This is a genomic window from Ruminiclostridium herbifermentans, assembly GCF_005473905.2.
Taxonomy (GTDB): domain Bacteria; phylum Bacillota; class Clostridia; order Acetivibrionales; family DSM-1351; genus Ruminiclostridium; species Ruminiclostridium herbifermentans.
Genome location: NZ_CP061336.1, coordinates 3095124 through 3107224 on the forward strand (window position 1 = coordinate 3095124; position 12101 = coordinate 3107224).

The following is a 12101-nucleotide window of genomic DNA, read 5'->3' on the forward strand; positions in this document are numbered from 1 at the left end:
AAAACTAAGTTGTACAAATGTAACTAAAATAAGATAGTATTACATCAAATTATTGTTATATTTTTTATTATTTGACATATATATACTTTATTTGTATAATAAGTATTGCTTTTTCACACACTCTTACTCAAAGTAAAGGATATGGAGGTATTCAAATGAAAAAAAATCTAAAATTCAAAGCATTATGCATTATATTATCATTTCTGATGATACTTCAAATAATACCAGTTAATTTCACAATATTTAACACAGTTATAGGATCAAATTCAGCAAATGCAGCTGTGGCAACATTAGAAAACGGTGACTTTGAAGAAGGCTCAAATTTTCAGCCTTATAACTGGTCAGAAGATATGTACTATAACGATGGTCGTACTACATATAGCTGGTCAAGTTCAGGAATAGGCGGCAGTGGTTGTATAAGTATAAATTCAACAGATTTCAATGATGCAAGGGTTGTTCAGACAGTACAGGTTAGACCTGGAAAAACATACTCCCTAAGTGCATATGTAAAGGGTGAAAATATTATTGCAGACCAAGGTGCAACTATTGGAGCAAACATATGCCTCATGGGCGGTTGGACTGTTAGCAGTAGTACAGATTCTACAGGTACCTTTGGTTGGAAGCAAATAAATCTTACTTTCGTTGCACCATCAAGCGGAACTGTACAAATAGGATGTAGATTAGGATTTTACAGCAATTTAATGAAAGGTACAGCATATTTTGATAACGTAACACTAACAGAAATAGATGATTTTGAGACAGGATATTCTGCACCTTTAGACTGGTCAACAAGTGCTAATTGGAATGACGGAAGAACTACTTTTACTTGGGAATCTACTGGAGGATTAAGTAACAGTAAGTGCATAAGCATTAATTCAACAGATTACAATGATGCACGTTGGGTACAGACAATACAGCTGACACCCGGTAAGGTATACTCTTTGTCAGCTTATGTAAAAGGTGAAAATATTACTTTAGACCCTAATAATGACGATGGAAAACTAGGTGCAAATATCTCAGTATTGGGTGAATGGCCAGCAAGCGCATCTGCAGACTCTACAGGAACCTTCAACTGGAAACCTATAACTTTCAATTTTTTGGTTCCTGAAAGCGGCTATGTCACCATTTCATGCAGACTAGGATTCTATAATAGCGGCGCAAAAGGTAAGGTATACTTTGATAATCTTACTATATCCGGTGAATCTGAACTTGAAGAACGAAGCGGTAATTATGTAAGATTACATTTAACCCCTAGCCAGTGGTCAGGGTTTACTGGAACAAATGATATGAGATGGATAAATCATCTGGACGCTGCTTATCAAGCATATGCAAATTTGGTAGGTTTTACTCCTTATGGCGGATCAAAAATCAACATAATGTCTTCTCATATGTTCTCAGGCTGGGTGGCTATCGCTGGTAATCCTATCCACTGGAATCATCCGTATATAGCTGATGAAATAGTTAGCATAAATGCAGACGATCACTGGTCCTTTGGTATTCTTCATGAAATAGGACATGATTTTGATTATGATGGTTGGAATTGGGATGCAGAATTCTGGGCTAACACTAAGATGTGTTATGTGCTTGAGTCTCTTTATGGCAAGATTAAAGGAGGTAACGGTAATTTCTACTACGGAGCACAGATTGAAAATATGTATAAATCAATCTCATCCGGATGTTATGACAATACTATAGCACAAGGTACATATAATAATGATGGTGCTACCTATTGCTTCCTAAGAATAAAGAATGCTATTGGATGGACTCCATTCCAAAATACATTCTACTACTTTAAGAATAACAATATAAATCCATCCACAAAGGTAGCAAAATTTGATTTATTCTTGGATAAATTATCAGAATACTCAAACTTTAATGTAAGATCAACATTCTTACCAGGAGAATTAGATACAATAAGAAACTACCTAATAGCAAACCCATAATACTAATAATAGTGTGAAAAAACATGTTAAGGCTGATGCATTATAATTACAAACCACAATACCATCAAATTGATAAACATATGTATTGTGCAGTTAGTTTTTATATGCATCAGCCTTTTTATACTGATTTACTACTTAATTATATATAATTAATCACCAGCATCTACTTCTATTAATCAGGACCTATATTTATCTTGCAATAAATCTACTATACTTCATGTAGAAATGCTTTTTGAAAAGCTTTTAATTTTTATTGTAAATAACTTTTCCATTTACATATTTGACGACTCTGCATTTTCAGCTAAAAAACTGAATTATGTTGATCGCGCATCAACTTTTGGCAAATGTTTTTCATATTTACGAGATATTGCTCTGGCGCAATAAGGTACTCCTCGTGTTACCCAATCAAAACACCAGGCAATCCATATTCCCATAAGTCCTAACGAAGTATATCTTACCATTAAGTATCCTCCAAGCACTCTTACCAGCCACATACTTGATATTGAAACTATGGTGATAAAAACAGAATCTCCTGTGCTGCGTAAACAAGCGGGAACAATAAATCCAGCCGGCCAGAATATTGGTATACATACCAATGTCAAATAAGTAACATGTAATGCCATTACCAACACATCATCAGCAGGTGCATATAGTCTTATGAAACTTTTTACAAATGGGAAAAATACTAATGATACACCCCCAAGAAGTACCATAGCATAAAGTGTTAATTTTTTTATCATCTGTCTCAATTCATCCCGTAAACCAGCCCCAGCATAATATCCTATTACTGATACCGATACAATAGCAACCGCATTTCCTGGAATATTTATAATAGCATTCATAGAGCCAGCAATAGTATTTGCAGCCAGCGCAGCTGTTCCTAATGATGTAATAAATGTCTGAACCAATAGCTTTCCGCCATTAAATACAAGACTGTCCAAGCCTGCTGGAATACCTATAAATAAAACTGGCTTCAATATCTTAAAAGAAATTTTATAGGATTCTCCCTTAATACTTATTCTATTGTCCGTAAATAATGGATGAACCAATACCAGCATTCCAAATAGCCTTGCTGATATCATTCCAATTCCAGCACCAAGAACACCCAATTTAAAATAAAAGATGCATAAAGCTCCCACTAAAACATTAACAATATTTGAAGCAACAGCTGCAGCCATTGATGCTCTGAAATTATTATTTGCCCTTAAAATTCCTGTAAAAACATTGAATAAGCCTAAAAATGGATATGAAATTGCAGAACATATTAAGTAAGTTTTAGCCGCAGATTTTACAATTTGCTCAGCACTTCCAAATAGAGAATTAATAATTTGCTCTCCAAACAAATACAGCCCAAAACCAGTAAGGGCTGATAGAAATAAAACCGTTGCTATTGATTGGGTTGCTGTCCTAGAAGCATCCTTATCATTTCCAGAACCTAAATGCTGAGATATTACAACTGTAGCTCCCATTGAGACTGCCATAAAAACATTCATTGCTACAATATTTATTGAGTCAACAATTCCAACTGCCGATACTGCAAAAGCTCCTAATCCGCTTACCATCATGGTATTTACAACGCCAATTGCAGTAGAAAGCAGTTGTTCAATAAATGCAGGGATGAATAAACGAAGCAAATCTTTTTTTGTGTACAATAATTATCACGACCTTTAAGCACTTCACATACTTTTCAAACCAATTGTCCATTTTAACATTAAAATCATACTGAAGTATATTTCGTCATAAAAAACGATTTATTGACAATATTCATAGTTCAACTATATCATACTAAATTTTATAATACAATCATACATGAAAAATACATTTCCTCAAAATCAACTTAAATATACATTTCTGTCTAAAATATTATTTTAACAAAAGATAATATTACAAATATCTTATTTATTTAAATGATGCGCTTTTGAGTTCAGGTTTAAAATAATAGTACTGGCTTACTGGTACTCCCGTACAAACTTATCTAAATGGGCTACTCACAAGATATTTGCTGAATTTGTATTGGTTCATAATAGTTAATTATACCGCCTTACCACACTCAGCATCCATGATTCGTTGTTTCTCTAAAAACTACATCGTGTATGTTTCACGGTATAATTTAACTATTCTTCACCAACAAATTCAAACAAATATCTTAAATCAAGTACCCCATTTATCTAAGTTGTTCTCGCGTACTAGTATAAGCAAAAAGCAGTTATCTGCAAACTCAGTTTAAAATAAATTAGTACAATGAGATAATACATCTCATACCAAACTCAAAAGCACACCATGTTAGTACAAGATATACTTTCAAGTTACTTTTGCATTTTCATTGCTCTCATTGCATTTATTATTGCTATTAAGGCAACTCCAACGTCAGCAAATACAGCCTCCCACATAGTAGCAATTCCAAAAGTTCCAAGTATCAGTACCAAAATCTTAACACCCAATGCAAATGATATGTTCTGCCATACTATATTTCTAGTTCTTTTGGCTATCTTTATGGCTGTAATAATCTTTGAGGGTTCATCTGTCATTAACACCACATCTGCAGCCTCTATTGCAGCATCGGAGCCTAATCCTACCATAGCAACTCCTACATCGGCTCTTGCCAATACTGGTGCATCATTTATACCATCTCCAACAAAAACTACCTTGTCTTTTGTAGTCTTATGTTCAATTATTTTCTCCAATTTTTCAACCTTTTGGTCTGGCAATAATTCAGTATATACCTTTTCTATTCCTAATTTGTTTGCAATAGCTTTTCCAACAGAGTCATTATCTCCAGTTAGCATTGTTATATTTTTAATTCCTATTTCTTTAAGAGAAGTAACAGCATTTTTTGCATCATCTTTGATTTCATCAGAAATCACTATATGTCCTGCATATTCTCCATCTACTGAAATATATACAACTGAACCTATTACAGGTCTATCAGCCACATCAATATTTTCTTTTTTCATTAATCTGATGTTGCCAACAGAAACCTTCTTATTTTCAATAACTGCATTAATTCCATATCCTGATATTTCATTATAATCTTTTATAGCATCCTTATTTAACTCTTTCCCATAGGCTCTTATTATTGACAATGCAATTGGATGGTTAGAGTATGATTCTGATAAAGCAGCAAGTTCTAAAAGTTCTTCTTTACTAATTTTACCCTCGGCATTAATCTCAGTAACATTAAAGGTTCCTTTTGTTAAAGTTCCGGTCTTATCAAATACAACTGTATCAACATTATTAAGTGCTTCAAGATAATTGCTGCCCTTAACAAGTATACCGTTTCTTGAGGCTCCGCCTATACCTCCAAAAAAGCTTAATGGTATTGATACAACCAGTGCACAAGGACATGATACAACTAGAAATACTAATGCTCTATAAATCCACTCTCCAAAAGTAGCATCCTGAATAATCAGAGGTGGTAATAAAGCTATTACTACAGCAGATAAAACTACTATTGGTGTATAATACTTTGCAAATTTAGTAATAAAATTCTCAGTTGGAGCCTTTTTGCTGCTAGCATTCTGAACTAGATCAAGAATTTTAGACACTGTGGTTTCACCAAATTCTTTTGTAACTTCAATAGTTAAAACACCACTGTTATTTATAAAGCCAGCTAAAGCCTCATCTCCTGCTGCAAGTTCCCTCGGAACTGATTCTCCTGTTAAAGCTGATGTATCAACTCTTGATTTTCCTTCAATAACTTTTCCATCAAGAGGAATTTTTTCCCCTGGCTTAATTATTATAATGTTTCCAACCTTAACCTCTTCGGGAGTTACTCTTTTTATTTCACTGCCAACTTTTATATTAGCAAAATCCGGTCTTATATCCATTAATGCTGTAATTGATTTTCTTGAGCGGTTTACAGCATAATCCTGAAAAAATTCTCCAACTTGATAAAAGAGCATAACTGCTACACCTTCTGGAAACTCTTTAATAGAAAATGCTCCTATGGTAGCTACTGCCATCAAAAAGTTTTCATCAAATACTTGCCCTCTTATTATATTTTTTATGGCTTTTATCAAGACATCTAAGCCCACAAATAGATATGCAATAAAAAACAGTGCAAATTCAATCCAAAAGGGTACTTTTAATAATAATGCAATACTAAATAAAACAACACTTATTCCGAAGCAAACTAATTTCTTTATATTATTATTAAATTCTATATGATTATCCCTCTCAACCTGATTTTTTCCATTTCCACGTTCTGTAATCATATCCTCATCTATTATTTCTATCCCATCTTCCAATCTCTTTGCTGCTTTTATAGCAGCTTCTGTCACTTCCTTCATTCTATTCTTTTCACTAAATTCTATAATTAATTTATTAGTAGCAAAATTCATGGTTGCGTTCTTGATGCCATCAATTTTATTAATCTCTTTTTCAATTTTTGATGCACAATTAGCACAATCTAAGCCAATTACCTTAAAAACCTTTTGTGACATTTTTTCTGTATCCTTTTCTTTTATGATAACATTTGGCTCTAATCTTAATATAATTTCATTTGCCTGCTTTAGTATTTCATCAATTTTTTCTATGTGTCCAGTTTCTATTGTTAATGTCTTTGAAATAAAATTTACAGAAGCAGAATTTACATTAGAAATTCGCGATACTTTCTGTTCTATTTTATTAGCACATTGAGCACAATTTAATCCTTCTAATATAATCTCTTTTTTAACCATTTTAATCCCCTTTTTTGAAATTAATATATCTTAAAGCCAAATACTTATCTTCTAAAAATCCTATGATACTGGTCTAGTTTTACATCATCAGCAGAAGTTAACATAGAAGGCATAAGACAAATAAAAACTCCAACCTGCATTCAAAATAACTTACAAGCTTAATTAGCCGTAAAAAACGATGTAGCATCTTTGTAAATAAATAGCGTCTAAATATATTTATCGTCATAAATACTTAAACCGTAACTTTTTTAGTCAAAATTAACTTTAAATATGCTGTAAACATGCTGTTTAATATCATTTTCATATATACAGGCCCTCAATCCTAGGAGTATAAAGAAAACCATTATGCACTTCTGTTAAATAATTTTTCTATATAGCATATGCACTAACCCTAAGTACTTCTATGTATTTAACTTTAAAACTTTTATACTAACATCGATTATAATCACGTGAATATATGAGTATTTGTTCATATGTTTATTATATTAGTTATTTTTAAGAGAGTCAATATTATTTTTGGTTTTTTTCCTATTAATTCCTAAATATCAATAAATATTAAAATTCTAATCTTTAATTCTATTTTTATACAGTATATAATGTTATTGTGCTCTTTAACGTTGAAACTATGGCAATTTTGGGGGGAAAATTAACTATAGTGAAAACCTATTTATTTTAAGGAGGGCTTTATATGTATAATTTCTCATTTAGAAAAGTTTCTTTTTTAGCAATATTGATTGGTCTTTTGTTTTTTTCGTTCATGATTATGGGAGCATCTGCTGCTACGCAGTCGGTGGGAGGTACAATTTATGGAGATGTCAATATGGATAATGTAGTTGATGCAGTGGATTTAGCACTAATAAAGTCTTATCTCTTAGGAAAGACAGATACTTTGCCAAATTTAGAAGCTGCGGATGTTAATGGTGACGGTTCGGCTGATGCACTTGATTTTGCTGAAATGAAAAAATACCTTTTAGGAATTATTTCAGAGTTTCCTGCTAGCCAAAATAATAATAACAGTGACAAGACTTTGATTCCACACGAATCATGGACATGTGGAATGTCCTCTGGAATACCAAAGCCAGAAAAAGGAACACTTGTTTTTGAAGCTACACTGAAGCTTGATAAAAGTTATAATTTAGGAAAAACCCAATATGGACAGAGAAAAGCTTTTGTTATTCAAAATAGTTCAATAAACTCTTCAAAATTTAACGGTACTGTAATGTCTGGAGGTCTTGACTTCCAGTTAGAACTTTCAAATGGTGTAATAGAAATCGAACAATTGTTAATGATTAGAGCAAATGACGGAAGCTACATACATCTTAGAAGTGCTGGAACAGGTATAAATCAAAATGATGTGAGAATTGTATATGACTTTGAAGCTCCAAACTCAAGTTCATCAAACTGGCTCAACTCTGGCAAATTTGTTGGAAGACGTACTGTAGACACAGCAACTAATACAATTAAAATAAGTGTTTATGACGTGTCAAATATTTCTCTAGACACAGCAAATGCAGTAAAAATAACTAAACCTACTGATGTGCCATATCAGCCATGGAACTATAGATTAGCATCGAATGAAAGAAGAGGCAATGTGTTTATAACAGAGCAGGTTGCCTTAGGAGGAAGTCAATCAGTTGGAGCAACTAAGAATGGCAGAAACAGAAATGTTATTCCAATAACTGGCGGCACTGTAACTGGAAATTTAACAGCTAAAATAATTGCAGCTGGTGCTGATTATCAGAACCTATCCAATCCAATGACAATTGATGCTAGATATCTTTGGGAAACTAATGACGGTGAAATAATTATTGTTAGAAATGGCGGACAATTTGGTTCTCTTGTTCCTACATTCGAGGTTAGAGCAGATAGTAAATATTCATACTTAAATCAAAAGTTATATTTAAGTTCCGATCCAGGTATGGGTGGTAATGGTGTTTCAATTACATTCTATGAAAGTGTGAAGTAATAATATGCTTTTTTAGATGTAATATGACTTTATACTATAATTGTCTCAAACTTCATATTTGAATATACAGCTTAAATTATAATAATATCAGGTGTGGTAGCATTATCAATGGAAAGTTGCGTTAGAAATAATTGCATGAATTAGTTGTATGAGAAAAGCTTGCTGAATGAATATAATTTAGTATTTTTGAAATTAACATAAGCATTATTCGTTTATGTTTATAATAATTCAGCAAGCACTAAGTACTTTTGCTGAAAAACCGATACGATGTCGGTTTTAGCACACTATGAACCATGGATGGTGAATGTGTGCGACAGCAAAAAAACTGAGGTGAATCATTACTAATTCAAGCAATTATTTTGGCAACAAACCATTGATAATTCTACCACACCAATAGATTTTTATTTGTGAAATCTGAGTAATTTATATTTAAGAACCACATCTCTGTAGAAAATATGGAAATGTGGTTCTTTTCATGTCATAGGTGATTATCTTATATCTAATTGATACTATTAATAGTGCAAAACTCCAATTACCTAGCACAACCAACAAGGTTAACTAAACAGCTTAGATTCAAGTGGTTATTTGATACCTAGACAACCAACACAACCAACAAAATTATCTAGACTGCTTTACACAATTATTTATGGTATTCCCATTCCTATATGCAAATTTTGCTGAGCAAGATTTCACAAAACATTTATAGAGCATTCCAAACATGAATTTTGAGATTTTTTTACTCTTCATATTGGACGCTATAAAATGCTAGCGATATGCATTCTCCTTTTTTTTTCTTTCATTTTCAATGGCTTGCAATGCTTCTGTTTTACTTCCTGTGGTGGATCGAATGGAGTAAGCTATGTTAACAATATGGTCCGATATCCTTTGCAATGAAAACAAAACGGAATAAATGCTTTTTGATACCTCAACTGGGTACATGCCAGAACTTAGGCGTACCACATGTTCGTCACGGGTAGAAGCTATCTGCTTTTTAATTTCCTTGTGAAGATTTGAAATCTTCCTAAAATTCTCCGTTCTACGCTTTGAAAACGCATCAAATCCTAAGTTAAACATTTCGCATATATTCCTGTAGATTAGGTCAAGTTCTTCTTTGGTCTGATCTAAAAACTTTACATTATTTTCTTTCATATAATTAGTTTCTTTAACCATAAGTACCGCATAATCACCCAACCTCTCAATATCATTTGTTACATGATGCAATCCTCCGATTAGTTTTTCATCTTCAGCAAATTTATTCACTAATGAAATTTTGATGAAAAAGTTTGTGAGCTTATTGGTTAAGAAATCAATACGATATTCAACATCGGAAATTAATTTACTTTGACTCATATCTTCATTTACTAATGATGCATAAGCACGATCAATATTCTCCTTTGCGAGAATAGCCATATCATGCATTTCCTTTAATGCTTGTTCAATAGCTACCACTGGAGTTTGCAAGAAATGCTCATCAATATACGATACTTCTTCCAACTTCTGTTGCTTATCTTTAACTAACCTTGTAACTAAATTGACTAACGGGTCTATAAATATCAGTAACACCAAGGTGTAAATCGTATTATAAATTAGGTTAAATGTTGCAAGGCTAAACTGAGGGTTTTGCGGGAATAAACTTTCAAATATATTGATAATGGGTGTTCTAAAAAGAACTAGAATAATAGAAAAACTCACTGCTCCAATTACACTAGTAAGCAGATGGAATAATGCGATACGCTTTCCGTTAGCATTCGTGGATAAAGATGCCATAATGCCATCGCTACAGGTTCCTATATTTGCTCCCATCACTAAGAAAAACGATTGATCTATATTATTGATAACTCCTGTAGCCAAAAAAGCTATAAAAACACCCGTTGCTGCTGTAGATGACTGAATAATTCCTGTAAAGAGAATTCCTAATATCACCAGCAAGATAGGATTTTGCATAATTTCATATTTGAACACTTTAGAAAGTTGTATGCTCAGTGTTGAATCTGCCCCACCAATTGCAGTTCCCATTACTTCCATACCTATAAACAACATTCCAAATCCTATTAAAAATGGCGCAATTTTATTAAGAGTTTCGTTATTAGTTGAAAAAACGATGATGACACCAACAAACGCAACCGCTGCAAAAACAGAACTAATGCTAAAGCCGCCTTTGCTTATTCCAGAAAGAGCAAATATAAATGCTGTAAGCGTGGTACCAACTTTAGCTCCTAAGATAAAGCCTGAACCTTGCTTAACTGTTACAATATTGGCATGAGCAAGTCCCACTGTCATAATGGAAGAAGCTGAAGAAGATTGTACCAGTGCAGTAGCTCCGACTCCAATTCCATAATTAAAGATACTGTTTTTATTGATTTTTTTAAAAAGGTTTCGTATTCCTGAACCTGCACTTCGTTCCAAACCAGAGCTCATCTGCTTCATACCAAACATAAATACAGCGACTCCGCCTAACATAAGTAGTAAATTCATCAAAATTTCCATTTTTAATCTCCCGTATTATCAATTTCTCATTCAAATTATATTGCAAAAAGCTTTTCTTTGCGTGTCTTGTTATGTGTATAAGAATACGCTTTATTACCCTCTATTGTATCCTGTAACCTAATTTTATAAACAAAGGCCATTTTATATGAGTCGACAGTAAAGTTATTGCCTTGCAGCAAAGTCATCTTTGTTATTATTCTTATTATGCCCATATCGTTTGACTTACAGCAGTAGAAGAATTAAAATTCATTTGCAGAAAAGACTTAATTAAATCAAGCATTACAGTTTTTAGGCAAAAAACAAGAACACCAAGCTAAGATTTTGTCAATAATTCCCTATTATGTCTTAAAGCACATAACTCCCCTCTTCTAACTTTTTATTGGAGAGGGAAACCGTAATTATTTATACCATAATAGCCTAAATTTGTACACTAAATTTATGTTAATTTTTATGACAAAAATAGATTTCTATAAATTCACAGATACTATTCATCTTATTAAATTAGATTAGTCTATGAGTGTTTAATTTTTTCAATGATTTCTTTAAAAAATATTATATAAAACTATACAATCATTGACATTTAATTACTTTTATATAAAATATAAATAAAACTATTGCAATAGCTATTAAAGTCTCTACAGTACCTATTCTGATAGTTCATCTCCAACATATACCACTTTTAAGAATGCAGTTGATGCTGGTAAATCTTCGATTTTCGGAGCTGGTGTGGAATACACAGACGGAACACGAGTTGGACATGCAGTCTCAGTTGTTGGTTATCGCTCAGCAAAAGACAGTAACAATAAATTATATCAATACATATACATAGCAGATGGATGGTATAGCACATTAAGATATATTTGTATAAGTGATACACAATATTTCAAAGATACTTACAGTACAGTATTGACATTTAAATAAATAATCAAACATTTAGCGAGGATGTCTCCACTCTTCTTTCTGTTGGAACATCCTCCATAATATCATTCTGATTACTTGGAGGTAATTATGATTCTCAGTAAAAAG

General features: G+C 32.6%; 6 protein-coding genes. 3 read left to right on the forward strand and 3 right to left on the reverse strand.

Going from position 1 to position 12101, the window contains the following annotated elements:
* Positions 1-155: 155 nt before the first annotated feature.
* Positions 156-1943 (forward strand): M60 family metallopeptidase, encoded by a 1788-nt coding sequence (locus EHE19_RS12595; protein WP_137697880.1) that lies wholly within the window; start codon positions 156-158, stop codon positions 1941-1943.
* 314 nt (positions 1944-2257) lie between these two features.
* Here the strand turns inward: EHE19_RS12595 and EHE19_RS12600 are convergent, their stop codons facing one another.
* Both EHE19_RS12600 and EHE19_RS12605 read right to left on the reverse strand, forming a co-directional pair.
* Positions 2258-3595 (reverse strand): MATE family efflux transporter, encoded by a 1338-nt coding sequence (locus EHE19_RS12600; RefSeq protein ID WP_137697879.1) that lies wholly within the window; start codon positions 3593-3595, stop codon positions 2258-2260.
* Between the two features lie 654 nt (positions 3596-4249).
* A complete protein-coding gene (locus EHE19_RS12605; RefSeq protein WP_137697878.1) occupies positions 4250-6622 on the reverse strand; it encodes a heavy metal translocating P-type ATPase in 2373 nt (790 codons plus the stop codon).
* A gap of 688 nt (positions 6623-7310) precedes the next feature.
* Here EHE19_RS12605 and EHE19_RS12610 point away from each other — a divergent pair.
* On the forward strand, positions 7311-8588 hold the full coding sequence (locus EHE19_RS12610) for a DUF3237 family protein (protein ID WP_137697877.1): 1278 nt from the start codon (positions 7311-7313) through the stop codon (positions 8586-8588).
* Between the two features lie 765 nt (positions 8589-9353).
* Here EHE19_RS12610 and EHE19_RS12615 read toward each other — a convergent pair.
* Positions 9354-11075, reverse strand: a complete 1722-nt coding sequence (locus EHE19_RS12615; RefSeq protein WP_137697876.1) for a Na/Pi cotransporter family protein — start codon at positions 11073-11075, stop codon at positions 9354-9356.
* A 726-nt stretch (positions 11076-11801) separates the two neighbouring features.
* Between EHE19_RS12615 and EHE19_RS12625 the strand changes: the two genes are divergently transcribed.
* A complete protein-coding gene (locus tag EHE19_RS12625) occupies positions 11802-11996 on the forward strand; it encodes a hypothetical protein (protein ID WP_137697875.1) in 195 nt (64 codons plus the stop codon).
* Positions 11997-12101: the final 105 nt, after the last annotated feature.

Excerpts from the sequence above, each read along its gene's own strand:
- EHE19_RS12615 (WP_137697876.1), bottom strand. The coding sequence starts at position 11,075 with ATGGAAATTTTGATGAATTTACTACTTATGTTAGGCGGAGTCGCTGTA.
- EHE19_RS12610 (WP_137697877.1), top strand. The coding sequence starts at position 7,311 with ATGTATAATTTCTCATTTAGAAAAGTTTCTTTTTTAGCAATATTGATT.
- EHE19_RS12595 (WP_137697880.1), top strand. The coding sequence starts at position 156 with ATGAAAAAAAATCTAAAATTCAAAGCATTATGCATTATATTATCATTT.
- EHE19_RS12605 (WP_137697878.1), bottom strand. The coding sequence starts at position 6,622 with ATGGTTAAAAAAGAGATTATATTAGAAGGATTAAATTGTGCTCAATGT.